Source organism: Cupriavidus gilardii (assembly GCF_017598945.1).
GTDB classification, from domain to species: Bacteria; Pseudomonadota; Gammaproteobacteria; order Burkholderiales; family Burkholderiaceae; genus Cupriavidus; species Cupriavidus gilardii_E.
In genome coordinates, this window is sequence record NZ_JAGFTW010000046.1 from 183285 (window position 1) to 209209 (window position 25925).

General features: G+C 65.4%; 26 protein-coding genes. 19 read left to right on the plus strand and 7 right to left on the minus strand.

The genetic code is table 11. The annotated features are described in order from the left end of the window. Position 1: 1 nt before the first annotated feature. The gene (locus J5T34_RS17910; RefSeq protein WP_208581360.1) at positions 2 to 598 is read right to left on the minus strand and encodes a GbsR/MarR family transcriptional regulator; all 597 of its coding nucleotides are present in this window, start codon (positions 596 to 598) and stop codon (positions 2 to 4) included. Between J5T34_RS17910 and J5T34_RS17915 the strand changes: the two genes are divergently transcribed. The 11 genes from J5T34_RS17915 (at position 597) to J5T34_RS17965 (ending at position 13324) form a co-directional block, all read left to right on the plus strand. Next, on the plus strand, positions 597 to 2114 hold the full coding sequence (locus J5T34_RS17915) for an NAD(P)/FAD-dependent oxidoreductase (protein ID WP_244259029.1): 1518 nt from the start codon (positions 597 to 599) through the stop codon (positions 2112 to 2114). The genes J5T34_RS17910 and J5T34_RS17915 overlap by 2 nt on opposite strands. Before the next feature lie 56 nt (positions 2115 to 2170). Next, positions 2171 to 2908, plus strand: a complete 738-nt coding sequence (locus J5T34_RS17920; protein WP_208581362.1) for a response regulator — start codon at positions 2171 to 2173, stop codon at positions 2906 to 2908. Continuing rightward, positions 2905 to 4278 (plus strand): ATP-binding protein, encoded by a 1374-nt coding sequence (locus J5T34_RS17925; protein ID WP_208581364.1) that lies wholly within the window; start codon positions 2905 to 2907, stop codon positions 4276 to 4278. Before J5T34_RS17920 ends, J5T34_RS17925 begins: the two co-directional genes overlap by 4 nt. Positions 4279 to 4551: 273 nt before the next feature. Further along, complete coding sequence (locus J5T34_RS17930; RefSeq protein WP_208581366.1) at positions 4552 to 6828, plus strand: TonB-dependent receptor; 2277 nt, start codon at positions 4552 to 4554, stop codon at positions 6826 to 6828. Positions 6829 to 6933: 105 nt separating this feature from the next. Next, positions 6934 to 7620 (plus strand): Fe2+-dependent dioxygenase, encoded by a 687-nt coding sequence (locus J5T34_RS17935; RefSeq protein WP_208581368.1) that lies wholly within the window; start codon positions 6934 to 6936, stop codon positions 7618 to 7620. Beyond that, entirely contained in the window at positions 7617 to 8708 is a 1092-nt protein-coding gene (locus tag J5T34_RS17940; protein ID WP_208581370.1) for an alpha-hydroxy acid oxidase, read from the plus strand. The genes J5T34_RS17935 and J5T34_RS17940 overlap by 4 nt, the downstream gene beginning before the upstream one ends. 142 nt (positions 8709 to 8850) lie before the next feature. Continuing rightward, positions 8851 to 9411, plus strand: a complete 561-nt coding sequence (locus J5T34_RS17945) for a DUF2796 domain-containing protein (protein ID WP_208581372.1) — start codon at positions 8851 to 8853, stop codon at positions 9409 to 9411. 5 nt (positions 9412 to 9416) lie between these two features. Beyond that, positions 9417 to 10145, plus strand: coding sequence for an ABC transporter ATP-binding protein (locus J5T34_RS17950; protein WP_208581374.1), 729 nt, complete (start codon positions 9417 to 9419; stop codon positions 10143 to 10145). Continuing rightward, positions 10142 to 11437, plus strand: a complete 1296-nt coding sequence (locus tag J5T34_RS17955) for an ABC transporter permease (RefSeq protein ID WP_208581376.1) — start codon at positions 10142 to 10144, stop codon at positions 11435 to 11437. Before J5T34_RS17950 ends, J5T34_RS17955 begins: the two co-directional genes overlap by 4 nt. A 3-nt stretch (positions 11438 to 11440) precedes the next feature. Beyond that, positions 11441 to 12124, plus strand: a complete 684-nt coding sequence (locus J5T34_RS17960; RefSeq protein WP_244259030.1) for a DUF3299 domain-containing protein — start codon at positions 11441 to 11443, stop codon at positions 12122 to 12124. A 150-nt stretch (positions 12125 to 12274) separates the two neighbouring features. Beyond that, positions 12275 to 13324: an asparaginase gene (locus tag J5T34_RS17965; protein WP_208581378.1), complete on the plus strand. Its 1050-nt coding sequence runs from the start codon at positions 12275 to 12277 to the stop codon at positions 13322 to 13324. 50 nt (positions 13325 to 13374) lie between these two features. Here J5T34_RS17965 and J5T34_RS17970 read toward each other — a convergent pair whose 3' ends face one another. Next, positions 13375 to 14307 (minus strand): LysR family transcriptional regulator, encoded by a 933-nt coding sequence (locus tag J5T34_RS17970; RefSeq protein ID WP_208581380.1) that lies wholly within the window; start codon positions 14305 to 14307, stop codon positions 13375 to 13377. Between the two features lie 104 nt (positions 14308 to 14411). On the opposite strand from J5T34_RS17970, the gene J5T34_RS17975 reads away from it, so the two are divergent. From J5T34_RS17975 to J5T34_RS17985, 3 genes are all read left to right on the plus strand, one after another. Continuing rightward, a complete protein-coding gene (locus J5T34_RS17975) occupies positions 14412 to 15206 on the plus strand; it encodes an SDR family NAD(P)-dependent oxidoreductase (protein WP_208581383.1) in 795 nt (264 codons plus the stop codon). 95 nt (positions 15207 to 15301) lie between these two features. After that, on the plus strand, positions 15302 to 16276 hold the full coding sequence (locus J5T34_RS17980) for a Bug family tripartite tricarboxylate transporter substrate binding protein (protein ID WP_208581385.1): 975 nt from the start codon (positions 15302 to 15304) through the stop codon (positions 16274 to 16276). A gap of 33 nt (positions 16277 to 16309) precedes the next feature. After that, a complete protein-coding gene (locus J5T34_RS17985; RefSeq protein ID WP_208581387.1) occupies positions 16310 to 16834 on the plus strand; it encodes a carboxymuconolactone decarboxylase family protein in 525 nt (174 codons plus the stop codon). A 154-nt stretch (positions 16835 to 16988) separates the two neighbouring features. Here J5T34_RS17985 and nhaA read toward each other — a convergent pair whose 3' ends face one another. Next, positions 16989 to 18197 (minus strand): Na+/H+ antiporter NhaA, encoded by a 1209-nt coding sequence (nhaA, locus tag J5T34_RS17990; RefSeq protein ID WP_208581389.1) that lies wholly within the window; start codon positions 18195 to 18197, stop codon positions 16989 to 16991. A gap of 292 nt (positions 18198 to 18489) precedes the next feature. Next, positions 18490 to 19359 (minus strand): DMT family transporter, encoded by an 870-nt coding sequence (locus tag J5T34_RS17995; protein WP_208581391.1) that lies wholly within the window; start codon positions 19357 to 19359, stop codon positions 18490 to 18492. 163 nt (positions 19360 to 19522) lie between these two features. Between J5T34_RS17995 and J5T34_RS18000 the strand changes: the two genes are divergently transcribed. The 3 genes from J5T34_RS18000 (at position 19523) to J5T34_RS18010 (ending at position 21776) form a co-directional block, all read left to right on the plus strand. Beyond that, positions 19523 to 19972: an Lrp/AsnC family transcriptional regulator gene (locus J5T34_RS18000; RefSeq protein WP_208581493.1), complete on the plus strand. Its 450-nt coding sequence runs from the start codon at positions 19523 to 19525 to the stop codon at positions 19970 to 19972. A 163-nt stretch (positions 19973 to 20135) separates the two neighbouring features. Continuing rightward, on the plus strand, positions 20136 to 20753 hold the full coding sequence (locus J5T34_RS18005) for a 2-hydroxychromene-2-carboxylate isomerase (protein ID WP_208581392.1): 618 nt from the start codon (positions 20136 to 20138) through the stop codon (positions 20751 to 20753). Between the two features lie 39 nt (positions 20754 to 20792). Further along, complete coding sequence (locus J5T34_RS18010) at positions 20793 to 21776, plus strand: NAD(P)H-dependent flavin oxidoreductase (RefSeq protein ID WP_208581394.1); 984 nt, start codon at positions 20793 to 20795, stop codon at positions 21774 to 21776. Positions 21777 to 21836: 60 nt separating this feature from the next. Here J5T34_RS18010 and J5T34_RS18015 read toward each other — a convergent pair whose 3' ends face one another. Beyond that, entirely contained in the window at positions 21837 to 22565 is a 729-nt protein-coding gene (locus J5T34_RS18015; RefSeq protein ID WP_208581396.1) for an SDR family oxidoreductase, read from the minus strand. Positions 22566 to 22816: 251 nt separating this feature from the next. On the opposite strand from J5T34_RS18015, the gene J5T34_RS18020 reads away from it, so the two are divergent. Further along, the gene (locus J5T34_RS18020) at positions 22817 to 23827 is read left to right on the plus strand and encodes an Rpn family recombination-promoting nuclease/putative transposase (RefSeq protein WP_208581398.1); all 1011 of its coding nucleotides are present in this window, start codon (positions 22817 to 22819) and stop codon (positions 23825 to 23827) included. A gap of 175 nt (positions 23828 to 24002) precedes the next feature. After that, complete coding sequence (locus J5T34_RS18025; RefSeq protein ID WP_208581400.1) at positions 24003 to 24269, plus strand: hypothetical protein; 267 nt, start codon at positions 24003 to 24005, stop codon at positions 24267 to 24269. A 106-nt stretch (positions 24270 to 24375) separates the two neighbouring features. Here the strand turns inward: J5T34_RS18025 and J5T34_RS18030 are convergent, their stop codons facing one another. Next, on the minus strand, positions 24376 to 24942 hold the full coding sequence (locus tag J5T34_RS18030; protein WP_208581403.1) for a MarR family winged helix-turn-helix transcriptional regulator: 567 nt from the start codon (positions 24940 to 24942) through the stop codon (positions 24376 to 24378). 138 nt (positions 24943 to 25080) lie between these two features. Then, positions 25081 to 25920 carry a FadR/GntR family transcriptional regulator gene (locus tag J5T34_RS18035; protein WP_208581404.1) on the minus strand — a complete coding sequence of 280 codons (840 nt, stop codon included), beginning with the start codon at positions 25918 to 25920 and terminating at the stop codon, positions 25081 to 25083. Positions 25921 to 25925: the final 5 nt, after the last annotated feature.

Below are 25925 nucleotides of genomic sequence, written 5' to 3' on the forward strand. Positions count from 1 at the left end.
ACTACTCCTTCTGGGTGCGAGCCGGCTTGCGCTTGCCTTCGGCGGGTTTGCCGCCAAGGGCCCCGGATAGCTTGTCCTTCACTTCCAGCAGCTTAGTCACGCGGGAGCCGAGTCGCATCAATTTTTCCAGCGTGGCGACATCGAGCTTCTGGATATCGCTGAACCAGCCGGTCACCAGCAGGATCAGCTCGTACATCTCCTGCATGCGCCGCTGGGCGTGCTTGTCGTCGGGATGGCTCGGCCTTTCGAGCTGAACTTCCCGCAACATCGACAAAGTGGGGTCGATCTCGCGCCGGCGGCGCTCCTCGGCCAGCGTCCTGAAGATCGCCCAGACATCGTCCGGCGCCGAGAAATATTCGCGGCGGTCGCCGGGCTGATGCGAAAGCCGTACCAGGTTCCACGACTCCAGTTCCTTCAGGCCGATGCTGACGTTGGAACGGGAAAACCCGAGCGACTCGGCGATCTCGTCGGCATTCAGCGGGCGCGCCGCGGTAAACAGCAGGGCGTAGATCTGGCCGACGGTGCGGTTGATGCCCCAGCGGCTCCCCATTTCGCCGAAATGGAGGACGAAGCGCTGGACCAGGGGCGAGAGTTGCATGTTTGTCTGTTTTGAATTTTCAGTAATTTGTGAAAGTTTAGAACGAAATGCCGAGGCGGGGCAAGCGCGGCGGCCGGTGTGCGACGGCGTGTCGCACGTCGCTCACACGTGGGTCGGCGCGCTATCTCCGGCGCGGTGCCGCTATAGTGCGGGCTTTGCCACGACGCCGACCCTGGAAGGCCGCTCTCGCATGCCGCACCGCGTACACCCCCTCCCCAACGACGACCGCACCAATGGCTGGAGCGCCTTGCTGCCGCCGCGCCCACCGACGCCGTCGCTGACGGGGGAGTGGGATGCCGACTGGGTCATCATCGGCGCGGGCTATGCCGGGCTGGCCGCCGCGCGTCGACTGGCCGAGCAACAGCCCCATGCATCCATCGCCGTGGTCGAAGCCGGCGTCGTCGGCGAGAACGCCTCGGGCAGGAATTCCGGCTTCGCCATCGATCTGCCGCACGCGCCGGAGAGTTCGCCGGCATCGATCGGTAGAGGGCGCGATGCGATTCGCGTCAACCGGTTCGCCATCGCGGCACTGGACCGGCTGATCGCCGAGCATGGCATCGAATGCGGCTGGCGGCAGGATGGCCGCTATCACGCGGCCGTCACCAGCGAAGGCGCCGACCGTTCGCTCAGGGCCTATGCCGCCAATCTCGATGCGTGGGGCGAGCCCTATCAATGGCTGCCGCGCCCCGCCCTGCAGGAACGCCTGGGCACTGGCTATTACGCCGCCGCCATTCATACGCCGGGAACGTGGCTGATGAATCCGGCCGCGCTCGTCCGCGGGTTGGCGGACAGTCTGCCGCCGCAGGTCCGGCTGTTCGAACGGTCGCCGGTAGTCGAGGCGCAATTCGACGGGGCCGCGCAGTTCGTCCGGACCGAACACGGCCGAATCCGCTTCGGCAAGGCGATCCTCGCCGTCAACGCCTTCTCGCAGTCGTTCGGCATCTACCGTGAGCGGCAGGTGCCGATGCTGCTGTTCGCCAGCCTGAGCGAGCCGTTGAACGATGCCCAATTGGCCCTGCTGGGTTCGGACAGCAGTTGGGGCATCACGCCGGCGCACGGTGTCGCCGGTTCGACGCTTCGCCTCACGCCGGACCGGCGCCTGATGATCCGGCAGGGCTTCGAGTATTCGCCGACGCTCAGGACCACCGAGCACAGACGCGCAGCGGCCGCGGCGATGCACCGACAGCTGCTGCTGCGGCGCTTTCCCCAGCTGGGCGCTATCGAACTGGCGCATTTCTGGATGGGCTGGCTTGCCATCTCGCAGAACCACGCGCCGGCGTTTGGTCAGGTCGCCGACCACGTTTATGCGGTGTCGTGCTGCAACGGCTCAGGCGTGGTGCGCCACACCGCGGCCGGCATGCTGATCGCCGATCTGGCGCTGGGAGAGCGCCATCCACTGACCGACGATTTCCTGGTCCAGGGCACCGCCAACTATCTGCCGCCGCGCCCGCTGCGTGACCTTGGCATCGGGCTGACGCTGAAGTGGGAGACCTGGAGGGGCCGGGCGGAGCGCTAGCCTCTCACTGTAGAATACGATAACGATTCTCGTTTATTGGTAGCAGTGTGAGCACAATGGAGCCCCGTCCCAGCATCCTGATCGTCGACGATCACAAGGACATACGTGATCCGTTGTCGACCTATATCAGGCGCTTCGATTTCGACGTAGAAGCCGTGGCCGACGGCAAGGCGATGCGCCAGCGCCTGGAAGAGCGCCGGTTCAGCCTGATCATTCTGGACATCATGCTCCCCGGCGAAGACGGTTTGTCGCTGTGCCGCTATGTGGCCGAGCACGTGGGAACGCCGGTGATCCTGTTGACCGCCGTGACGGAGCAGGCCGACCGGATCGCCGGTCTGGAGATCGGCGCCGCCGACTATGTGGTCAAGCCCTTCGATCCGCGTGAGCTGGTCGCGCGCATTCGCAGCGTGCTGCGCCGCAATCGCGTGCCGGAAACGCGCGAGCCGAGCGAGGTGCCGGCGCCCCGGGAATACCGCTTCACCTTCTGCGGCTGGACCTTCGATACGCGGACACGGGCGCTGCGCAATCCGCGCGACGAGGAGGTGCCGCTGAGCACCGCGGAGTTTCATCTGCTGCGGGCGCTGGTCGAGAACGCCAACCGGGTACTGAGCCGCAGCCAGCTGCTGGACATGACGCAGCGCTCGGGCACGATGACGTTCGACCGCAGCATCGACAGCCAGGTCAGCCGGCTGCGCAAGAAACTGGAAGCCGATCCACGCCATCCCGGCATGCTCAAGACCGTCCGCGGCGACGGTTACCTGTTGGCGACCAAGGTGTCGGTCCTGCCATCATGAAATGGTTTCCGCGCAGCCTGTCGGGCCAGCTCGTGGCCCTGTGGCTGCTGGCGATGCTGGTTGCCCATGTCTTCGCCGTGGTCGCGCTGTCGTGGTGGCGTGCGGACAATGCCACGCTCCATCCCCTGTCGGTCCGGACCATCGAGACGCGCATCCTTTCCGCCTATCGGCTGGCCAGCCGGTCCGCCGATGCCGATGCCTTGCTCGAGGACATCAGCCTGCCCGATTCGACGTTTCAGGTCGCCGCCCATGCCATGCCGGATCCGTTCGGCATGGGCGAGCAGGAGCGCGCGATCGCGCAGCGCCTGCGCAGTCTGCTCGATGTGGCTCCGAATGTGCCGGTTCACGTCCGCCTGCAGCAAGCCGAGCCCGAGCGGGGCAGTCCACGCGGCGGCAACTGGCTGGAGCACGCGTTCAACGGGTCGCACCCGCGGGCACTGGATGTGGAAGTCAAGCTGACCGACGGGCGCTGGCTGCGCAGCCGGCACTGGCCGACGATGGTGCCGGCGCACTGGTCCCGTGTGCTGACCTTCTCGCTGCTGGTCGGCATGCTGCCCACGGCGCTGATCGCCCTGCTGTTCGGACGCCGCATCATGCGTCCGCTGCGGCTGCTGACCGAGGCTTCGAAGCGCGTCAGCCGCGGCGAGCGGGTCATTCTTCCTCCGCCCGACGGGCTCAGCGGCGTGCGCGAAATCACGCAGGCGTTCAACGACATGCAGGAGAGCCTGACCCGCTTCGTCAACGGGCGCACGCAGATGTTCGCGGCCATCGGGCATGACCTGCGCACGCCGCTGACCTCGCTGCGCATCCGGGCCGAACTGATCGACGATGTCGAGTTGCGCGACGCCATGATCAAGACGCTGGACGACATGAGCGTCATGGTCGAAGGCGCGCTGCAGTTCGCGCGCGACGATGCGCTGCAGGAGCCCACGCAGGACGTCCGGCTCGACGAGCTGATCCAGGAAATCGTCGACCAGCAGACGATCCAGGGGCGCGAAGTGCACTGCGCATCGCCGCCGGATCCCGGGATGTTCTATCGTTGCCGCCCCGTGCATCTGAAGCGGGGGCTGGGCAACATCATCGACAACGCCGCACGCTACGGGCAGGTCGGTATCCGTGTGGTGACCGACAAGGTCCGCAACACCTTGCGCATCGAAGTCGAAGACGAGGGGCCCGGGATCGATCCCGACCATCTCGAACGGGTATTCGAACCGTTCACCCGGCTGGATTCCGCGCGCCGTTCGGATACCGGGGGCCTCGGTCTTGGCCTGGCGATCGCCCGTTCCTGCATCCGTGCCCACGGCGGCGACGTCACGCTGCAGAACCGGTCCGAAGGGGGCCTGCGGGCCGTTATCGAGCTGCCGAACTAGGCGCGGCGACGGGGGCGCGGGCCGGAACCACCGGCGCAGGCGCGATTGTGGCGAATTGTGTCAACGGATCCCTGGCTGCAATAGTCCGCCACAAATCAACAAACGCCGGCAACATCAAATAGTAATCATTCGCATTTTGACGGGTGCCGATGCCTGCCGTTCCCTGGCGAGCGTCGAAATGCGGTGTTCACCTCTTTGACGGGGAGGGTGCTTCTTGTTTCCAGCGAAGGCTCGGCAGCACGTCATGTCCGTTGTCCTTCTCTGGAGTCCTCCGTGCAGCAAAGAAAAATAGCGAACGCCATCCGCCTGCTGGTGTCAGGCGCTTCCGCGGGTCTGGTCATCTCTGTCTCGACGATTCCGCTCGCCGCCCACGCGCAAGCCACGGCGGACGGGGACAAGGCTGCGGGCACGGCCAGGACCGGCGGCAACGTGCTGCCGCAGGTCACGGTCTCGGGCGACGCCATCCAGAACACCAATGACGCGCCGCTCGGCATCTCGCGCCTGCCGGACACGGTGCGGGAAACGCCGAAGACGATCAACGTGGTGCCGCAGGAGGTCATCGAGCAGCAGCACGCTACCTCGCTCGAGCAGATCCTGAAGAACGTGCCCGGCATCACGATCTCGACGGGCGAGGGCAACGGCGGCCAGAGCGGCGACCAGTTCCGCATCCGCGGCCTGTCCGCCAAGGGCGACATCTACGTCGACGGCCTGCGCGATTTCGGCGCCTACAAGCGCGATGCGTTCAATACCGAAAGCGTCGAGGTCATCAAGGGACCGTCGGGCGAAAGCTTCGGCGTGGGCAATGTCGGCGGCCTGATCAATCAGACCACCAAGAAGGCGAACCTGCATACCAGCACCAGCATCGATCAGGGTTTCGCCACGGAAGACACCTATCGCACCACGGTCGACAGCAACTTCCGCCTGAACGACACCTCGGCGCTGCGCATCAACGGCATGTTCCAGAATGGCCGAGTTGCCGATCGCGCCCACGTCGGCGACGATCGCCGCGGTCTTGCCATCGATTTCGGTACCGGGCTGGGCACCAGCACCGAATGGCATCTGAACTATTCGTATCTGCGCCGCACCGGCGCGCCGGACTTCGGCGTTCCGGTCGCGCAGGGCGCCGATGGCATCTACCGTCCGCTGACCGAGTACGGCGTGCCGGGCATCTCGTCGTCGACCTCCTACGTGCGCAATACCGACCGTGACAGGACCGACGCGCACGTGGTGTCGTCGAACTTCAAGACGAAGCTCGACAACGGCATCACGATCAGCAACGACACGCGCTTCAGCTACTACGAGCGCGACTTCTCGGCGACCAATCCCGCCGCAGTCAGCTACGCCAATCTCCAGAGGCTGCTGGCTGGGGGCAACGTCGCCCTGTCGTACGGCGCCGGCGGCGGCATGACGTACCTGCAGCATGGCTGGGGTGTGCAGAACGTGCTGAGCGCCAGGGGCGAGTTCATGACCGGCAGCCTGCGCCACAAGGCGATGGTCGGCCTCGATACGATCTACCAGCGCGACCATCGCAGCATGGGTACCTGGACCGGCCGCAACAACAACCAGACCGTCGTCAATCCGGTTTTCGACAACAGCCCGAACGCGACGGTGGCGTACGCCAACACGCGCGACGCCAATGCGACCAATGTCGGCGTGTTCATCAACGACCGCGTCTGGCTGAACGACAAGTTCTCGCTGCTGGGCAGCCTGCGCTGGGACTACTTCCAGAGCGAATTCTCCACCAGCGCCTCGACGCTGGGCGGCAAGGCCGATTCGAAAAAGCTGAGCCCGGCCATCAGCGCGATCTGGGAGCCGACCAAGGACGCGATGTTCTACACCTCGTTCTCGCGCACTTACCGGCCGGTGGGCACCGATATCGCGGTGGCGGTCGGCGGCGTGGCGTCGGAAGTGCCGCAGAACGGCGTCGGCAACGAGCCCGAGCGTTCGGACACCATCGAGGTGGGCGCCAAGGTCGATTTCCTCGACAAGCGGCTGGGCCTGACCGGCGCGATCTTCCAGACCAAGAAGGCCAACGCCTACACGGTCGATCCGGTGACCGGCGACATCACCAACGGCTTCTCCGATTCGGGCGAAGGCCGCAAGATCCGCGGCGTGGAAGTGGGCCTGAGCGGCCGCATCGTCGGCGGCTGGACCGCCAATGTCGCCTATGCCTACCTGAGCGGCGAGGTGACCTCGGCCACCAATGGCGCCATCGTCGGCAATGCGGCGCCGGGCGTGTCGCGCCACAACGTCACGCTGTGGACCGCCTATGACATCCCCCATACGCTGCTGCCGGTGCCGGGCAAGCTGACCATCGGCGGCGGCCTGCAGTACGCCACCGGCTACTGGGCCGATTCGGCGAACACGGCCAAGATGCCGGACAACTTCTCGCTGGACGCGATGATCGCGTACAAGGTGGGCAAGTACCGGATTTCGCTGAACGGCTACAACCTGACGGACCATCTGAACTATCAGTCCTCGTTCGGCGCCGTGCGCGCGGTGCCCACCTCGCGCAGGACGTTCCTGCTGAACGTCGGCATGACGTTCTAAGCGGAAACGAAGGGGCCGGCAGTCTGCGGCCCCTTCGGCTTTTTGGGAAGCCGCTAGAATCGGGACTTCCGCCGCCCGCTGCCTTGTCCTCTCGCTATCGCTGCCATGCTGGTCCAGATTCCCGATGTGCTCACCCCCGAAGAAATCCGGTACTGCCGGGAACGCCTGGAGCGCTCGCAATGGGTCGACGGGCGCGTGACTGCCGGCGATCTGGCCGCGAAGTCCAAGCACAACCTGCAGATCCCGGTCGACAGCGCCGAGGCGCGCGAGCTTGGCGAGCTCGTGCTGACGGCATTGGGGCGCCACCCTACCTATCATTCGGCCGCGCTGCCTTTGCGCGTGATGCCGCCGATGTTCAATCGCTACGACAGCGAGATGACCTTCGGCACCCATGTCGACAATGCGATCCGCACCGTGCCGGGGACAGGCGGCATGCGGATTCGCGCGGACGTGTCCAGCACGCTGTTCCTGTCCGATCCCGACGAGTACGACGGCGGCGAGCTGGTGATCGAGGACCTCTACGGTTCCCACACGGTCAAGCTGCCCGCCGGACATCTGGTGCTCTATCCCGCCTCGTCGCTGCACAAGGTGACGCCGGTCACGCGGGGCACGCGCTGGGCCTCGTTCTTCTGGGCGCAGTCGATGGTCAAGGACGACGGTCAGCGCCGCATGCTCTACGAACTCGATCTCGCGATCATCGAGATCCGCAAGCAACTGGGCGATGACAAGGACGCGGTGCTGGCCCTGGTCAATCACTATCACAACCTGCTGCGTCGGTGGGCCGAGCTGTGACACGCTGGCAAATCCCTGCCGATACCGTCTCGCTGCGCGACTATGAGCGGCGGTTCCACGAACGGATGGAGCCCGGCGTTCGCGCCTATGTCGCCGGCGCCGCCGCGGATGGCATCACCCAGCACGAGAACGGCGCGGCCTTCGAGCGTCTTCGGCTGTTGCCGAGGGCGCTGGTCGACATGTCGCAGGCATCGGCACGTCGTACGCTGTTCGGCGAGGTGCTGGACCATCCGATCCTGATTGCGCCGACGGCCTTCCATCGGCTGGTGCATCCCGACGGCGAACTGGCGACCGTGCAGGCGGCGTCGCTGACGCGCACGTGGATGACGGTCAGTACGCAGTCGAGCGTCACGCTCGAGGACCTTGCGCGGGCGTCGACGGTGCCGCTGTGGTTCCAGCTGTATTTTCAGCCGCGAACGCAGGACACGCTCGATCTGGTGCGCCGCGCGGAGCAGGCCGGCTACAAGGCCATCGTCGTGACGATCGACGCGGCGGTCAGCGGCGTGCGCAATATCGAGCAGCGGGCGGGATTCCGCTTGCCCGACGACATCACCGCCGTGAATCTCGCCGGCTATCCGCCGGTCGCGCCGGTCAGCGCCAGCCACGGCAGCCCGGTCTTTCGCGGCATGCTGAAGAACGCGCCGACATGGCGCGATATCGAAGCCCTGTGTCGGCAGACGTCGCTGCCGGTGCTGGTCAAGGGGCTGCTCAACCCGCGGGATGTCGAGCCCGCACTGCGCGCCGGGGTCGCCGGCATCGTGGTATCCAACCATGGCGGGCGAACGCTGGACACCGTACCGGCGACCATCGACTGCCTGCCCGCCATCGCGGCGCAAGTCGGCGGCAGGGTGCCCGTATTGCTGGATGGCGGGATCCGACGCGGAACGGATATCGTCAAGGCGATCGCTTCGGGCGCGACGGCGGTGCTGCTCGGGCAGCCGGTGCTCCACGCGCTGGCGGTGGGCGGCATGCCGGGCGTCGCGCATATGCTGACGCTGCTGCAGACCGAGCTGGAAATTGCGATGGCACTGACGGGCTGCCCCACGTTGGACGCGATCGATGCGTCCGTTCTGGCGCCGTCCCGATAGCGGTGTCGGCGGGCGCCGAGCGCCGCGAGCGGGCTCGCTACTGATAATAAGTTATCATTTTCCGATCCATGCGCGCCGCCGGGCGTGCTGTCTTTCCTCCCTGTCCGGTGAACGGGCAGCATCGCAGAAGGACGATCGACCCATGTATTCGCTACTCTCGCGCCCGCTGTTGGCCATCGCTTTCGCCGCGATGTCCGCCGCCGGTCCCGCCGCCCAGGCCGCCGAACCGCACGTTCATGGACAGGCCACGCTCGATGTCGCGGTTGAAGGGCACGTGCTGTCGATCGCGCTGGCATCGCCGCTCGACAATGTGTTCGGCTTCGAACGCCTGCCGCGGACCGACGCCGAGCGGCAGAAGGTCCACCAGGCGATCGCCGGCCTGCGCGATGGCGCGGCGCTGTTCCTTCCTTCTCCCGAGGCGGATTGCCGCTTCGAAGCCGCGCAGGTCCATTTCGGCGCGCTGCACCACGGCTTGACCGGCGAGGGCGACGCCCCGCGGGGCAAGCCGCAGGCCGAGCACCAGCATGCGGATCTCGATGCCGACTACCGTTTCCGCTGCGCACGTCCCGAGGCACTGCGTGCCATCGAGGTGCGCGTGTTCCGTCTGTTCCCCGGCGCGAATCGGATCGCCGCGCAGCTTGCCGCCGACAAGCGCCAGTCGGGCGCGACGCTGACGCCGGCACAGTCGCGCCTGCGTTGGTGAGGCCGATGGCTGGTGCAACTTCACAAGCGAATCGAGGCGAGCCGCTTGTCGCCGCCAAGGACATCGTCTTTCGCTGGCCCGGACGCGATGGCGGTGCGCTGTCGCTGCCATCGTTCGAACTGGCGCGCGGCGAGCATCTGTTCGTGTCCGGCCCAAGCGGCAGCGGCAAGACCACGCTGCTGTCGCTGCTGGCCGGCGTGGTGGCGCCTCGGCAAGGCACCATCCGGGTCGCCGGTACCGACCTGACAACGCTGCCGGCCGCGCGCCGCGACCGCTTTCGCGCCGACCATATCGGCATCATCTTTCAGCAGCTGAATCTGCTGCCTTATCTGTCCGTGCTCGATAACGTGCTGCTGCCGTGCCGCTTTTCGGCGAGCCGCAAGGCCCGCGCATGCGAGCAGGCCGGCGGAACCGAAGAGTCTGCCGGCATGCTGCTCGAGCGGCTCGACATGCCGGCCAGCCTGTGGCGGCGGCCTGCAGCGCAGCTGTCGGTCGGGCAGCAGCAGCGCGTGGCGGCAGCACGTGCGCTATTGGGGCGCCCGGCGCTGATCCTCGCAGACGAGCCCACGTCCGCGCTCGATGCCGCCCGGCAAGCCGCCTTCATGGCGCTGCTGCAGCGGGAGTGCCGAGCATCGGGCGCCGGGTTGGTGATGGTCAGCCACGACGAACGCCTGGCCTCGGGCTTCGACCGGCGCTTTACGATGCCCGGCGCCGACGAAGGGGAGTCGGCATGACGGCGCTGATGGCGATCGCCGCGCGCAGCGCCTGGAACCGCCGGGCCAATCTGGTGTGGATGGTGCTGGCCATCGCGTTGTCGACGGCGTTGCTGCTGGGCATCGAGCGGGTCCGGCATCAGGTGCGCGCCAGCTTCGCGCAGTCGGTGTCGGGCACGGACCTGATCGTCGGCGCCCGCACCAGCCCGATCCAGCTGGTGCTGTATGCAGTGTTCCGGCTCGGCGGCGCGACCAACAACATCAGCTGGGACAGCGTGCAACGCCTCGCCGCCCATCCGCAGGTCGCATGGACGATCCCGCTTTCGCTCGGCGATTCGCATCGGGGCTTTCCGGTGCTGGCCACCACGGCCGCCTATTTCGAGCATTTCCGGCATGGCGACGGCCGTGCGTTGCGGCTCGCGCAGGGCCGGCCCTTCGGCGTGATGCATGACGGCATGGACGACCGCATGTTCGATGCAGTGCTGGGCGCCGAAGTCGCGCGCCGCCTCGGCTATCGCGTCGGGCAGCAGATCGTGCTGACGCACGGCGATGGCGCGGCACCGGGCGCGCTGCGCCTGGAGCACGACGACAAGCCCTTTACCGTGGTCGGCATCCTCGCGCCGACCGGTACGCCGGTCGATCGGACGATCCATATCGGCCTGGCGGCGATGCAGGCGATTCATCTCGATTTCCAGGGCGGCACACGGGTGCCCGGCGCCACGATTGCCCCCGAGCATCTGCGCCGATTCGATCTGACGCCCGACAGCGTTACCGCCGTGCTGGTCGGCCTCAAACTGCGCTCGCGCGTCTTTGCCCTGCAGCGCGAGATCGCCCAGGACAAGCGTGAGCCGTTGATGGCGGTGTTGCCGGGCGTGGCGCTCGACGCGCTGTGGGATGTGGTCGATATCGCCGAGAACGCACTGCGTGCCGTGTCGGCGATGGTCGCGGTGATCGGGCTGGCGGGTCTGGCATCGTCGATCCTGGCCGCGCTCGGCGAGCGGCGCCGCGAACTGGCCATCCTCAGAGCGGCCGGGGCGCGGCCGCGCGACATCCTGGCATTGCTGGCCATCGAAGGCATGATGCTGATGCTGACGGGCGTCGTCGCCGGCGTGGTGCTGCTTTCGCTGACCTCGGCGCTGCTGGCGGGCTGGCTGGAGGCGCGTCTGGGCGTGGCGCTGCCGGTATCCTGGCCGAGCGTGGCGGAACTGCCGATGCTGGCGGCCCTGGTGCTGGCCGGGTTTGCAGCGAGCCTGCTGCCCGCATGGCGCGCCTACCGCCTGAGCCTGGCAGACGGGCTCAATCCAAGGACATAAGGCATGACAAGGCAAACGGGAACCGAAACGCGAACCAGCTTGCAGCGCCGCAAATGGCTGCTCGGCGCTGGCGGCGTGGCCGCGCTGAGCGCTGCGGGCCTCTGGTGGATACGACGCGATGGCGGATCGGCCCATCCGTCATCGGCGGCGCCGCGCAAGTACGCGATCGGCGAATCGCTGGAGCACAAGACATCCCCGACAACCGCCGCCCCAGCCGTCTATCGCGAGATCGAATGGGACGCCTTGCTGCCCAAAGGATGGGATCCGCTGGCGCCGCTGAAGGGTCTCGATCTGGCGCAGATGGAAGATGGCGATCCACGGGCTAAGGCGGCGCTGGAGAAGGCAAAACAATACTGGCAGGAAGCGCCCGTCGAACCGTCGCTCGACGGCTCGCCGGTGCGCCTGCCGGGCTTCGTGGTGTCGCTCGGCGGCGAAGGCGAGGCGATCCGGGAGTTCCTGCTGGTGCCGTACTTCGGCGCGTGCATCCACGTGCCGCCGCCCCCGGCCAATCAGGTTGTTCACGTCCAGGCCAGGGCGCCATTGCAGGGCATCCGCACGATGGACACCGTATGGATCGAGGGCGTGCTGCGCGTCGAGCGCGCCGAAACGGCGATGGGCGACAGCGGTTACGCGATGCGGGAGGCGCGGGTCGAACCGTATCTGGAACCGAAACGCGAACGGCGCTGAGCCGCTGGCATTGAACGGCGTGCGGCGCGCGCAGTGGCGCCGACGTGTTGCACGGCGCTCCGGAAACACCGGATGGCGTGGGGCGGCAAGATGTGGCCCAATGCGCAACGAACCCTTCGGTTCCGATAACCACATCCCAGGAGACTTCGCATGAAGCCAAGCCGCGCCCTGCTCAGCATGCTGATGTTCGCATCGGCCACCACCGCCATCGCGCAGGACAAGCCGGTGGTGCAGTTCATCGCCACGGGCGGCACCATCGCCATGAAGATCGACCCGGTCAAGAAAGCGCCGGTGCCGGCAATATCGGGCGACGACCTGCTTGCCACGGTGCCCGATATCGGCAAGTACGCGACCATCCAGGTCAACAATCTGTCCAACGTGCCGTCGGACTACATGGATCCGCCGCGCTGGATCCAGCTGACCAGGGCGGTGCAGGCGTCGCTGGATCGCCCGGACGTGGCAGGGGTCATCGTGTCGCATGGCACCGATACGCTGGAGGAAACCGCGTACTGGCTGGATCTGACGGTCCGCTCGGACAAGCCGGTGGTGCTGATCGGCGCGCAGCGCAACGCGTCGTCGCCGGACTTCGATGGCCCGCGGAACCTGCTCAATGCCGCGCGCATCGCCGTCGACGAACAGTCGAAAGGCAAGGGCGTGATGCTGGCGATGAACAACCAGATCAATGCCGCCCGCTATGTCACCAAGACCCACACCGCGAACGTCGAAACGTTCAATTCGGGCGACTTCGGCTTTATCGGCGAGGTGTATCCGGACCGGGTGATCTACGTCAGCACGCCGTCGCGCCGCCAGCACGTGCCGATCCGGACGGACAAGATGCCCGAAGTGGAAATCGTGGCGATGTACGGCGGCGCGGATGGGGCGGCCCTGCGCAGTGCCGTCGACCGCGGCGTCAAGGGCATCGTGGTGCAGGCGCTGGGCATGGGCAACATGAATCAGCCGATGTTCGAGGCGGTCAAATATGCGCTGTCGAAGAACGTACCGGTCGTGATCTCGACGCGCGTGCACAACGGACGCGTGCTGCCGAACTACGGCTTCGTCGGCGGCGGCAAGACCACGTTCGACGCCGGCGCCGTCATGGCCGACGATCTGAAGCCGGCGAAGGCGCGCATTCTGCTGATGCTGCTGCTGCAAAGCGGGCTAAGCAGCCAGGCCGACCTGCAGGCCGCGTTCAACCGCTGACGCCGGCCACGTCGCCGCCCTGGTGCAAGGGCGGCTGATGCAAGGGCACCTTACGCGGCGGGCGGCCAGATCCAGCCCGGCCACCGCCGCTTCAGCCGGTCGGCGACGATGCCGACCTCCGTCATCGCCTGCGCCGCGATGTCGGACAGCGACGATGTCTTGCGGCTGACCAACCCGACTGAGCGCACCGGTCCGTCGACAATCTCGGCCACGCGCATCCCCTTGAGCGACAGCAGCGGCATGATGCCCAGGTAGGGCAGGACGGCGATGCCCAGCCCCTCCTTGACGAAGCCCGCGATGGTGCCGATCTGGTCCAGCTGCAGCTTCGGCCGGAACTGGACGCCGCGCTGCAGGAAGGCCGCGCTCATGTATTTCATCGCCGTGCTGCGGTCCGTCATGCTGATCAGCGGCAGGCCCGCGAGCTCGTCCATATGCATCCGCTTGCGCAACGATCTGGGCCAATCCGCGGCGGCCAGCAACACGAAGCGATCACGCAGGATCTCCCGGAATTCCAGTTCGGGCTTCGACGGCGAGGCCGAGGCGAGCGCGAAGTCAACCTGGTAGTCGATCACCCGCTGTACCGCCGCCTGGTCGGCGCAGTCGTGCACCGCGATCTGCGCATGCGGATAGCGCCGTTCGAGCGCTGCGCAGACACCAGGCAACAGCACGTTGGCCAGCGAGGGCAGCGCGGCGATCGACAAGCGCTGGGCCTCCTGTTCCGCGCGGCTCTGCATATGACGCAGGCCGGTATCGAATTCCCCGACGATGCGCCGCGCCACCGGCACCAATTGCTCGCCCGCCGGCGTCAGCCGCACGCTGCGCGTCGAGCGTTCGAACAGTGCGATGCCGAGCTCCGCCTCCATTTCCTTGACCGTCTTGCTCAGCGACGGTTGCGTGACGAAGAACTGCTCGGCAGTGCGGCTGAAATTCAGCGATTGCGCGAGCGCCAGAAAGATCCGCAGCTGACGGGGCGTGATATTCATTCTTTCGGTCTATCAAACTATAGACAAAGGGAATTTCCGAAATAAATGTAGCCTCCCTAGAATGGGCCGCGCAAGCTTTTGCGGACCTATCACATGGAGACAAGATGCTCGATCTGAACGGCAAGGTGGCGCTGATCCTGGGTTGCGGCGCCGTCGCCGAAGGCTGGGGCAACGGCCGCGCCACGGCGGTGCTGATGGCCCGGCAGGGAGCGCGCGTGTTCGGCACCGACCTGCGACTCGAGCACGCGATCCGCACGCGCGACCTGATTGTGGGCGAAGGCTTCGACGCGGATGTCGTCGCCTGCGACAGCACCCGCGCCGAACAGGTCGAACGGGCGGTGCAGGCATGCATGGCGCGCCATGGCCGGATCGATATCCTGGTCAATAACGTCGGCCTGTCGCAACCGGGCGGCCCGATCGAGATGGACGAAGCGGTATGGGACGCGCAGATGCAGGTGAATCTGAAAGGCGCGTTTCTTGGCTGCAAGCACGTGCTGCCGATCATGAAGCGGCAGGGCGGAGGCGCCATCGTGAACATTGCGTCGGTCGCCGGCCTGCGTTATGTCGGCAAACCGCAGGTCGCCTATGCCGCGGCCAAGGCCGGGCTGATGCATTTCACGCGCACCACGGCGGTGATCCACGCGCCGGACAACATCCGCCTGAACTGCGTGGTACCCGGCCTGATGCATACCCCGCTGATCGAAGGATTGGCGGCCAAGTACGCCGGCGGCGATACCGAGGCGTTCATCGCGCATCGGCATGCGCAGGTGCCGATGAAACGGATGGGCGATGGCTGGGACACCGCGCATGCCGTGCTGTTCCTGGCTGCCGATGAAAGCCGCTATATCACCGGCACCGAGATCGTCGTCGACGGTGGGCTGGTTGCCGCCACCCGCTAGCGGCGGCATGACGGCATGGCATTGCCGTGTGCATTGCGTTTTGACATTGCGCAGGGCCCTCGATGGCCTTGCATGGATAACGACAGGAGACAACGATGACACGCCTATCCCGGCGCCTGCTCGGCGCCGCGGCGCTGGCCGCCGCTGCCATCTCGCATGCCGTTCCGGCGTGGAGCCAGACCTATCCGAGCCAGCCAATCCGGCTGATCGTACCGTTCGCACCCGGGGGCGCCGTCGATCAAACCGCCCGCACGATCTCGGGCGCACTGGGCCGTGAACTCGGACAGCCCATCGTCATCGAGAACAAGCCGGGCGCCAGCGGATCACTGGGTGCCGCCGATCTGGCGCGCGCGAGGCCCGATGGCTATACGCTGATGCTGGCGCTGGATTCGCATGCCGTGAACCATTACACGGTCAAGAACCTGCGTTTCGATACCTTCAAGTCCTTCGATTACCTCAGTCTGCTGGTCACCACGCCGCAGGTGCTGGTGGTCAACAACGGGCTGCCCGCCAATAATCTGGACCAGCTGGTGGCCTACCTGAAGGCGAATCCGAACACGTCCTATGGATCGGCCGGGACGGCGTCGGCCGGGCACGTCAACAGCGCGCAGCTGTCGATCGCCAGGCAGCTTGCCACCACCCATATCCCGTACAAGGGGGCGGCGCCGTTGCTGACCGACCTGCTGGGCGGCCATGTCCAGTACGCGTTTGCGGGTTTGTCGGTGATGCTGCCGCATATCAAGGCGGGCAAGGTGCGGGCGCTGGCCGTCAGCTCGCCGAAGCGCTCGGCCATGCTGCCCGATGTGCCGACCATGAGCGAAGCGATTCCCGGCTTCGAATATCCGACCTGGATCGGGCTGGTCGCCCCTCACGGGCTGCCGGCCGAAGTCCGCAACAAGCTGCTGGCCGCGACGCAGAAGGTCATGCACGATCCGGAGGTCGCGAAGCGATTCGCGGAGAATGCGTTCGATATCGTCAACAGCAGCCCCGATGCCTTCGCGGCGCGCGTCAGCAAGGACGCGCAGGCGATGGGCGAACTCGTGCGCCGCAAGGTGATCGTCGCCGAGTAAGACCCGAATATCCCTTCACGACAGGACCTCGATATGGCCGCCATTCCTTACGCCGATCTGTCGGCACCCGACATCCAGCCGCTGGCCGAGCGGATTGCCGCCGAGCGCGGCAGCGTGCTGCATCTCTACCAGATGCTGCTGCATTCGCCGCCCGTTGCCGAAGGCTGGCTGACCTATCTGACCGCCATCCGTCAGAAGTCGAGCCTGCCCGGGGCCTTGCGCGAAATGGTGATCATGCGCGTGGCGATCATTAACGGAGCGTCCTACGAGGCCGACCAGCATGCGCCGATCGCGCTGAAAGAAGGCATGACGCAGGCCCAGCTGGATGCGCTGCCGGAGTGGCAGCGCCACGCGCTTTTCACTGACGTCGAACGCGCGGTACTCGCCTACACCGATGCGATGACCCGCGATATCCGTGTCGAACCGGCGGTGTTTGCCGAGGTCGCGCGGCACTTCTCGCATCGGCACCTGGTCGAGCTGACCGCGACGATCGCGGCTTACAACATGGTGTCGCGCTTTCTGGAGGCGCTGCAGGTGCATTCGCACGACGCGAGATAGCGTTGTGGTGGGGGTTGCCCTCTCCCCCGGCCCCTCTCCCGCATGCGGGAGAGGGGAGCAAATCGCTGAACCGCGTGTCCCGCTGCGCGGCTCCCTCTCCCGCTTGCGGGAGAGGGTTGGGGAGAGGGCAGGACGCATCATCCCCTCTGGGCCCTCAGCGATCGGCCTCGAAGTCCATCGTATCCATATCGACATCGGTCGCCACCGGCTTGCCGAACAGCTTCAGCCAGACGAAGCCGAGCACGCCCGCGGTCAGGGACGCCAGCAGGATCGCCATCTTCGACGCGTTGATGACGCCCGGCTCGCCGGTAAAGGCGAGGTTGGTGATGAAGATCGACATGGTGAAGCCGATACCGCCCAGCAGGCCCGCGCCGAATACATGGCGCCAGCGCAAATCCAAAGGCAGCTTGCACAGGCCGATGGCGACCGCAAGGAAGCTCAGGATCGTGATGCCCAGCGGTTTGCCGACCACCAGACCGGCCAGGATACCGAGGCTGTTCGACGAGCCCAGCTCCTGCGCCCAATCGCTGCCGACGACGATGCCGGTATTGGCCAGCGCAAAGATCGGCAGGATCACGAACGCCACCGGCCGGTGCAGAACATGTTCCAGGCGGTGCGACGGCGATGCCTCGTCGTCCTGTCTGGCGGAGAACGGAATGGCGAACGCCAGCAGCACGCCGGCGATGGTCGCATGGACGCCGGACTTCAGCATCAGGAACCACATCAGTACGCCGCCCAGCAGATACGGGATCAGCGACATCACGCGCAGCACGCGGTTCATGACGAGCAGCACGCCGAATACCGCCAGCGCGCCGGCCAGATAAACGACCGACAGTTCGGCCGTGTAGAACAACGCGATCACGATGATGGCGCCAAGGTCGTCCATCACGGCAAGCGCGGTCAGGAAGATCTTCAGCGAGGCGGGCACGCGGCTGCCGAGCAGCGCCAGCACGCCGAGCGCAAACGCGATGTCCGTCGCCATCGGGATGCCGATGCCGGCCTGCGTCGGCGTGCCGCCATTGAATCCGAAGTGAATCAGTGCGGGAACGGCAATGCCGCCGGCCGCCGCAACGATGGGCAGCAGGGCGTTCTTGAAGCTGGACAGTTCGCCGTTGTACAGCTCGCGTTCGAGTTCGAGGCCGATCAGCAGGAAGAAGATCGCCATCAGGGCGTCATTGATCCAGTGCTCGACGCTGAGACCCGCGACTTTCACATGCCAGATATGGAGGTACGGATCGCCGAGCGCCGAATTGGCCAATATCAGCGAGATGACGGTGCAGACGATCAGCAGGATGCCGCCAGCCTTTTCCGACTCGAAAAAGCGCTTGAACGTATTGGAGAGTCTTCTTTGTACGATTGCCATGAGGCCCCTCTTGCGGGAGATATACCGGGATGGAAGCGGATGGAATTCCCCGCACGCGGGCGTGCTGGCGGTTCGCAGGACCGGTAGGCGCGAACGGCAGCCCGCGTGACAGCGCGGTGAAACGGGGGAATCGACCAGGGGAATGGTCTGGAGAAGGGTGGTGCATGCATCGGTCGCGGAAAAGCCGCGTGGCGGCCCGACCGACGCAAATCCTGCCACCCCGTGAGGGTGAGCACCCGCGCGGAAGTATACCGGAACGGGATGGCAGGAGGGCTGGATGTCGCTGGGTGGGTCAGCTCTTGGCCGTCGCAGCGCCGTGCCGGCGCCCGAACGGCAGCCGCCATCCCAGCGTCATGCCCGCCGCCGCAATCAGGATCGCCGCGGCGCCGGCCCACTGCGCCCAATCGAGCCGCAGCCCGAAGGCCACCATATCGACGACGATCGCCACGACCGGATAGATGAACGACAGCGCCGCGGTCATCGCCGTCGACAGCTTCTGGATCGCGCCGTACAGCAGGATATAGACCAGCCCGGTATGGACCACGCCGATCGTCACCAGCATCGTCCATGAGCCGTCATAGGCCGCGAAGTCCGACAGATTGGCAAAGGGCGCCAGCATCGCCATGCCGACGCAGGCCTGGATCAGTGCGATCAAATGCGGGGGCACGCCCGACAGCCGCTTGGTGATGATCGCCGCGACCGCATAGAAGAATGCCGCACCGAGAGCGAGGGCGATGCCGCCGAGATAGTCGGTCGCGCCATGCCCGTGATCCGGCTTGGCCTGCACGATCATCAGCACGCCCGCGAACGCGATCAGCAGCCAGGTCAGCTTGGTCAGCGTGATCCGCTCGGAGAACAGCAGCGCGCCCAATGCAACGAGCATGAAAGGCTGCGTGTTGTAGACCGCCGTCGCGATCGAAATCGACGCGCGCGGGTAGGCGGCAAACAGCAACAGCCAGTTCATCACGATGGCGACGCCGCCCAGCGCCGCCAGGCCCAGCGTGCGCCAGGTCAGCTGCCGCAGCATGCCCAGGGCCGCGCAGACCGCGAGCAACGTCAAGGCGCCGAACAGGCAGCGCCAGAACACCACGTCGTGGATTGGCTGTCCGGACTTGACCACGAACCAGCCGATGGTGCCGGACAACACCATCGAGGCCGTCATTTCGGCAGTGCCGCGTAGGGAATTCACCGTCTTTCTCCTGAAGGCTGAATGGTGTTTAGAATCGCACGATGTAGGGGCGGATTCTATAGGCTTTGTTAGGGAGGATCGCGGCTCTACCTGTATTTGGAAGGCATATCGCCTTCTTTGCCGAGGAATCGAAAAAATGCTGGACGATGTCGATCGACGCATCCTGGCCGCGCTCGCCGAGGACGCCCGAATTTCACTGAAAGAGTTGGCCGCTCGCGTCGGGCTGTCGTCGCCGAGCACGTCGGAACGGCTCAAACGTCTCGAAGAACGGAAGGTCATCCGCGCCTTCACCATCGATATCGATCCGGCCGCGCTGGGTTATCCGCTGCAGGCCATCGTTCGCATACGGCCGATGCCCGGCAAGCTGCATATCGTGCAGAAGCTGATTGCCGAAATCCCGGAGATCGGCGAATGCGACAAGGTGACCGGCGAGGATTGCTTTGTCGCGCGGCTGTATGTGCGTTCGATCGAGGAACTTGATGGGTTGCTGGACCGCGTCGCGCAATTGGCGGAGACCAATACCTCGGTAGTCAAGGCGAAGGTCGTGCCGAAACGCGGCGCGCCGATCGGAGAGCCCCGCGAATAGCGCAGCGCCGTCGCCCGCCGATCGTCGCAGGGGTGTCGTTGCGATCTGCATGGTGGAACGACCGCGGAAAATCTTGCCAAAAACCGGCGCGACGGTACATTGTTGCGGAGAACCGGACGGCGAGATCGTCCGGCCATATCACCATCCGAGGTGGAGACAACCGATGCGTACCATCAGCGTGCAGTTCCTGTTCGATTTCGGCAGTCCCAACGCCTATCTGGCGCACAAGGTCATTCCTGCTGTCGAAGCGCGGACAGGCATCAAATTCGAATACGTGCCGATTCTGCTTGGCGGCCTGTTCCGGCTGACCGGCAATCGCTCTCCGATGGAGGCCTTTGCGGGAATCCGGAACAAGCCGGAATACGGCCGGCTGGAGATGGAGCGCTTTATCAGGCGGCATGGCCTGACCGCGTTTCGAATGAATCCGCACTTTCCGGTCAATACCCTGCAGATCATGCGGGGCGCGGTCGCGGCGAATCATGATGGCAGCTTCGAGCGTTATGTCGATGCGGTCTTCGGCGCGATGTGGGAGCGCGGGTTGAAGATGGACGATCCGGCCGTGATCGAGACCGCCTTGAACGAAGCCGGACTCGACGCGGCCGGCCTGCTCGAGGCGATCAACCAGCCGGCCGTCAAGGAGACGCTGCTGGCCAATACGCAGCACGCCTTTGAGCGCGGCGCCTTCGGCGCGCCGACCTTCTTCGTCAACGAGGAAATCTTCTTCGGCAAGGACAGCCTGCGCGACGTCGAAGAGGAAATCGTGCGGGCGCGCGACGCCTGACCGAGGCCGCCTTTTCACTGATTCGGAGCCTTCTTGCCCATGAAAACACGCATCACGGAACTGTTCTCGATCCGCTACCCGATCATCCAGGGCGGCATGCATTTCGTCGGTCTTGCCGATCTGGCAGCGGCCGTTTCCAATGCCGGCGGGCTGGGCATCATCACGGCGCTGACGCAGCGCACGCCCGAACTGCTGGCCAGGGAAATCGCGCGTTGCCGCGAGATGACCGACCAGCCGTTCGGCGTCAATCTGACCTTTCTGCCGACGTTCGCGGAGCCGCCGTATGCGGAGTACATCGCTGCCATCGCCGAAGGCGGCGTACGCATCGTCGAGACTGCCGGCCGCAGCCCGGAGCAGTACATGCCGGCACTGAAGGCGGCCGGCATCAAGGTGATTCACAAATGCACGTCGGTGCGCCACGCGCTGAAGGCGGAGAAGATCGGCTGCGATGCGGCCAGTGTCGACGGTTTCGAATGCGGCGGCCATCCGGGCGAGGACGACGTGCCGAACATGATCCTGCTGCCGGGGGCCGCGGAGACGCTGAAGATTCCGTTCGTGGCTTCCGGCGGCATGGCGGATGGCCGCAGCCTGGTGGCCGCGCTGGCGCTGGGCGCCGACGGCATTAATATGGGCACGCGCTTCCTGGCGACCGAAGAAGCGCCGGTTCACATCAACGTCAAGCAGGCGATCGTCGAGGCGAGCGAGCTCGATACGCGGCTGATCATGCGGGCGCTGCGCAATACCGAGCGGGTGCTGAACAATGGCGGCGTCGAGCGTCTGCTCGAGATCGAGCGCGAGAAGGGCGCCGATCTGAAGATCTCGGATATCTACGACCAGGTTGCAGGCATCTATCCGAAGGTGATGGTCGAGGGCGATGTCGAGGCGGGGGCATGGAGCTGCGGCATGGTTGCCGGGCTGATTCACGATATCCCGAGCGTCAAGACGCTGATCGACCGCATCGTCCAGGAGGCCGAGCAGTTGACGTTCGAACGTCTGGCCGGGATGTTCGACCGGGGACGCTGAGCGGTACGCGCTGCGTCAGTCGCTGGTCCGCGCGCAGGCGGGGACCAGCGACCCAGCCAATCACCACGCCTCGATCCACGGCCGCAGATCGAGCTCGTGCGTCCATGCGTCCCGCGGCTGCTGGTGCAGCATCCAGTAGGCGTCGGCGATATGCTCGGGATTCAGGATGCCGTCGCGATCCTTCAGCGCATAGCGCTCGGGGAAGTTCTCGCGGATGAAGGCCGTGTCGATGGCCCCGTCGATGATCGGATGGGCGACATGGATGCCCTGCGGCCCCAGCTCCTTCGCCATCGACTGGGCCAACGCGCGCAGGCCGTGCTTGGCCCCGGCGAACGCCGCGAATCCGGCGCGACCGCGCAGGCTGGCCGTCGCCCCGGTAAAGAAGATCGAGCCGCGGCCGCGCGGTACCATCACGCGCGCCGTCTCGCGGCCCATCAGGAAGCCCGCGAAGCAGGCCATCTCCCAGACCTTGAAATAGACCCGGGCCGTCGTGTCGACGACATCGAAGCGGACGTTCGCGCCGATATTGAACACCGCCACCTCGATCGGCGCGATGTTGGCTTCGATCTGCTGGACGAGGCTGGCCATCTCCTCTTCCTTGCGCGCGTCCGAGCCAAACGCATGCGCGATGCCGCCCTCGGCTTCGATCTGCTGAACCAGCGGCGCGAGCTTGTCGGCATTGCGCCGCGTCACGCAGGCGATATAGCCCTCGCGCGCAAAGCGTCGTGCGATTGCACCGCCGGTCGCGTCGCCGGCACCGATGACGAGGATGGCTTTCTTTTGGCTCATGATGTCTCCTTCGAGTTGGGGGCCTTTGCATCGCCGGTCAGCCCGGCGGCATGCCGATTGAGGTTCTGCTGCAACGCCGGATAGTGTCGGCGATTTCGTTCGCGCTTGCTGGCGGCCAGGGCGGCCTGCCGCTCAGACGATTCTCAATGTCGGACCACGGCGGCATGAAACGCAAAATGCGTGTCCTTCTGTGAAGCCGCGACGGGCCATGCCGGGAAAGATGTCGGCTTCGACATTCCCGATGTTTCGCCATGGTTCAACTCGAAGACGCCAGCTACAAACAGTTATTCTCCTCGCCCGGGATGGTCCGCAAACTGGTCTCGGGCTTCATCCCGGACCGATGGCTTCAGCGGCTGGACTTCAGCACGCTGGAAAACGTCGCTTGCCAATATGTCTCGGACGACCTGCGCCAGCGCGCCAACGATCTTGTGTGGCGTGTCCGTGCCGGTGACGACGATTGGGTTTACCTATATCTGATGATGGAGTTCCAGAGCACGGTCGACTACGGCATGCCGGTGCGGATGATGGCCTACCTTGGGCTGTTTTATCAGAACCTGATTCGTAATCAATATGTGAAGCCTCGCAATGGCATTCCGCCGGTGCTACCGATCGTTCTGTACAACGGCGATGTTCCGTGGGACGCGCCCACCGACATTGCGGCGATGCTGCCCTCGGTGCCCGGTCTTGTCGGCGAGTACCTGCCCAAGTTTAAATATCTGCTGCTCGACAGCGGACGGTTCAACAAGGATCAGTTGCGCGCGATGCGCAACCCGGTCGCCGTGCTGATGCAGTTGGAGGAGGCGGTAAGCCGGGGGGAGGTTGAGGCGTTGCTGGACGAACTGGCCGAGATACTGAAGGGCGAGGACCCTGAATTGACGCGGACGTTTCTCAACGTTCTGCCTGAGCTGATCGGTCGTCGCAGTGGCAACACGCTGGTCATACCGATGGTGAAAAACTTCACGGAGCTGAAAATGAAACTGGCTGAGAGCTTCAAGGTGTGGGAGCGCCAATACGAGGAAGCAGGAAGGGAGAAGGGACGTATTGAAGGCAGGCTTGAAGGAAGGTTGGAGGGCAGGTTGGAGGGCAGGTTGGAGGGCGAGGCGCTGCTGCTCAAGACGCTGCTGATCGAGCGCTTTGGCGAATTGCCGGCGTACGTTCTGACAAGAATCGAAGCCGCGACCGAGGCGCAAATCAGCGCGTGGGGTGCGCGATTGCTCCGTGCCGACACGCTGTCCGACGTCTTTGAAGACACGTCCGCATGACGTTGCACGGCCGGCATGCCGGCCGGCGCTCGATCCGGCTCCGGCACAGAGGCAACCGAGCCGGAGCCGCAGACATGGAGGCCGCAATCGCGGCCTCCATGTCTGCTCAGTGGGCTTTGCCGGCCCCGGACGAGCCTTCGTCCAGGCCGACACCCATCACACATCGGAGCTGAAGATGAAACTGGCTGAGAGCTTCAAGGTGTGGGAGCGCCAATACGAGGAAGCGGGAAGGGAGAAGGGACGTATTGAAGGCAGGCTTGAAGGAAGGTTGGAGGGAGAGGCTCTGCTGCTCAAGACGCTGCTGATCGAGCGCTTTGGCGAATTGCCGGCGTACGTTCTGACAAGAATCGAAGCCGCGACCGAGGCGCAAATCAGTGCGTGGGGTGCGCGATTGCTCCGTGCCGACACGCTGTCCGACGTCTTTGAAGACACGTCCGCATGACGTTGCACGGCCGGCATGCCGGCCGGCGCTCGATCCGGCTCCGGCACAGAGGCAACCGAGCCGGAGCCGCAGCCAGCGAGACCGCAATCGCGGCCTCCATGTCTCCTCAGTGCGCTTTTCCGGCCCCGGACGAGCCTCCGTCCAGGCCGGCACCCATCACACATTGCGTATGCAACCGCCTCAGCGCGCGATACAGCGCCTCGCGCTCGCCGGTGTCCAATAGCCGCAGCACGGCGGCCTGATGGCGTCGCGCCAGTGGAATTACCTGATCGTGCAGGGCCATGCCTTCGTTCGTGATTCTGCAGATCAACTTCTTGCGCGGTGTTTTGCCAGCGGAGGTCAGCATCACCAGTCGGCGCTGCTCCAGCAACCGCAGGGTCCGGCTGACCAGGGCCTTGTCCGAGGTCGACTGGACCACCAGTTCGGCAAAGGGCAATTCTTTGGCATGCGCCAGCAACGCCAACAGTCGCCATTCCGGCACGGTCAATTCGAACTGCTCCGCATAGGGCTGGGTCACGGTCCGGCGCAGCGCATTGACCAGCTGCGTCAGCATCGTGGTCAGAAAATCCTCGACCGTCAGGTCCGTTCCCTGCTCATCGAGGTCAGTCCACGGGGTCCGTGCCTCGCGCGTTCCCGTGACGTCGTGTCCGCTGACTTCTGCAGATTGCTTCATCGTGTCGGTATGAAGATCGAGGGGAGATGGGCGGCGATTGTCGCACGGCACCGGCAGCCAGGGAACGGCGCGCCAATGCGGACGCAGCGATGTTGAAGTCGTGCACCATTCCATAAAAACAACGGGGCATCGTTTCGCTCAAGACGTCTCGGAAGGCTCCCGATCCCGTGGCTTTACCACCAGCGACCGTCGCGGCAGCTCCGAATCGAGCACCAGGCGCCCATGCACGCGCCCGTTCATCCGTGTGATATGGCGCGTGCAGTCCTGCATATGCGCGGCCATCAGCTTGCGGACCTGCTCGGCATCGCGCGCGCGGGCCGCCGCCACGATCTTCTTGTGGAAGCGGACATTCGACGCACCGAACTTCTCGTGCTCGCAGGCCGGCGTGTCGTTGCCGAACACCACCAGCTGCCGCAGCATCTCGTTGATCAGCTCGCAGCAGAAACGGAGCATCGGATTCGGATTGGCGGCGGCCAGGATGTCGTGAAAGCTCAGATCCTCCTGGCGCTGGTCCAGCAGCGCGGCGGCCGAGGCCGAGGTGGGGTCGCACAGGTCGATCGTGTGTTCGAGCGCGCGGAAGTCGTCTTCGGTCAGATGCGGTACTGCGCCGGCGGCCAGCTCCGGCTCGAGCAGCCGGCGCACCGTATAGACGTCCGCGATGCCGACGTCCTTGAAGAACAGATAGTTCTGCATCAGCTGGAAGGTGCGATCGAGCGGCACCTCGACGATGGTGCCGCCGCCGGCCGGGCCGGTGCTGACGCTGATCAGCCCCTGCACCTCGAGCGACTTCAGCGCTTCGCGAATCGTGCTCTTGCTGACGCCGAAGGTCTGCTGCAGCTTGATCTCCTGCGGCAGCTTGTCGCCCGGCTTCAGATCGCGCTCGGTGATCAGGCGCTTCAGTTCCTCTGCGACCAGATCGGCGCGCTTCTGTTTGCGAATCGCCAGAGCCGGCGCCTTCGCGCCGCGAAACGTCACCATGGATT

What these genes read in the sequence shown, in the direction of transcription:
- J5T34_RS18005 (WP_208581392.1), top strand. Translation starts at nt 20,136, where the DNA reads ATGCGTACCATCAGCGTGCAGTTCCTGTTCGATTTCGGCAGTCCCAAC.
- J5T34_RS17995 (WP_208581391.1), bottom strand. Translation starts at nt 19,359, where the DNA reads ATGACGGCCTCGATGGTGTTGTCCGGCACCATCGGCTGGTTCGTGGTC.
- J5T34_RS18035 (WP_208581404.1), bottom strand. Translation starts at nt 25,920, where the DNA reads ATGGTGACGTTTCGCGGCGCGAAGGCGCCGGCTCTGGCGATTCGCAAA.
- J5T34_RS17965 (WP_208581378.1), top strand. Translation starts at nt 12,275, where the DNA reads ATGAAGCCAAGCCGCGCCCTGCTCAGCATGCTGATGTTCGCATCGGCC.
- J5T34_RS17915 (WP_244259029.1), top strand. Translation starts at nt 597, where the DNA reads ATGTTTGTCTGTTTTGAATTTTCAGTAATTTGTGAAAGTTTAGAACGA.
- J5T34_RS18020 (WP_208581398.1), top strand. Translation starts at nt 22,817, where the DNA reads ATGGTTCAACTCGAAGACGCCAGCTACAAACAGTTATTCTCCTCGCCC.
- J5T34_RS18010 (WP_208581394.1), top strand. Translation starts at nt 20,793, where the DNA reads ATGAAAACACGCATCACGGAACTGTTCTCGATCCGCTACCCGATCATC.
- J5T34_RS18025 (WP_208581400.1), top strand. Translation starts at nt 24,003, where the DNA reads ATGAAACTGGCTGAGAGCTTCAAGGTGTGGGAGCGCCAATACGAGGAA.
- J5T34_RS18015 (WP_208581396.1), bottom strand. Translation starts at nt 22,565, where the DNA reads ATGAGCCAAAAGAAAGCCATCCTCGTCATCGGTGCCGGCGACGCGACC.
- nhaA (WP_208581389.1), bottom strand. Translation starts at nt 18,197, where the DNA reads ATGGCAATCGTACAAAGAAGACTCTCCAATACGTTCAAGCGCTTTTTC.
- J5T34_RS17970 (WP_208581380.1), bottom strand. Translation starts at nt 14,307, where the DNA reads ATGAATATCACGCCCCGTCAGCTGCGGATCTTTCTGGCGCTCGCGCAA.
- J5T34_RS17910 (WP_208581360.1), bottom strand. Translation starts at nt 598, where the DNA reads ATGCAACTCTCGCCCCTGGTCCAGCGCTTCGTCCTCCATTTCGGCGAA.
- J5T34_RS18030 (WP_208581403.1), bottom strand. Translation starts at nt 24,942, where the DNA reads ATGAAGCAATCTGCAGAAGTCAGCGGACACGACGTCACGGGAACGCGC.
- J5T34_RS17925 (WP_208581364.1), top strand. Translation starts at nt 2,905, where the DNA reads ATGAAATGGTTTCCGCGCAGCCTGTCGGGCCAGCTCGTGGCCCTGTGG.
- J5T34_RS17950 (WP_208581374.1), top strand. Translation starts at nt 9,417, where the DNA reads ATGGCTGGTGCAACTTCACAAGCGAATCGAGGCGAGCCGCTTGTCGCC.
- J5T34_RS17960 (WP_244259030.1), top strand. Translation starts at nt 11,441, where the DNA reads ATGACAAGGCAAACGGGAACCGAAACGCGAACCAGCTTGCAGCGCCGC.
- J5T34_RS17975 (WP_208581383.1), top strand. Translation starts at nt 14,412, where the DNA reads ATGCTCGATCTGAACGGCAAGGTGGCGCTGATCCTGGGTTGCGGCGCC.
- J5T34_RS17920 (WP_208581362.1), top strand. Translation starts at nt 2,171, where the DNA reads ATGGAGCCCCGTCCCAGCATCCTGATCGTCGACGATCACAAGGACATA.
- J5T34_RS18000 (WP_208581493.1), top strand. Translation starts at nt 19,523, where the DNA reads ATGCTGGACGATGTCGATCGACGCATCCTGGCCGCGCTCGCCGAGGAC.
- J5T34_RS17980 (WP_208581385.1), top strand. Translation starts at nt 15,302, where the DNA reads ATGACACGCCTATCCCGGCGCCTGCTCGGCGCCGCGGCGCTGGCCGCC.
- J5T34_RS17935 (WP_208581368.1), top strand. Translation starts at nt 6,934, where the DNA reads ATGCTGGTCCAGATTCCCGATGTGCTCACCCCCGAAGAAATCCGGTAC.
- J5T34_RS17955 (WP_208581376.1), top strand. Translation starts at nt 10,142, where the DNA reads ATGACGGCGCTGATGGCGATCGCCGCGCGCAGCGCCTGGAACCGCCGG.
- J5T34_RS17945 (WP_208581372.1), top strand. Translation starts at nt 8,851, where the DNA reads ATGTATTCGCTACTCTCGCGCCCGCTGTTGGCCATCGCTTTCGCCGCG.
- J5T34_RS17985 (WP_208581387.1), top strand. Translation starts at nt 16,310, where the DNA reads ATGGCCGCCATTCCTTACGCCGATCTGTCGGCACCCGACATCCAGCCG.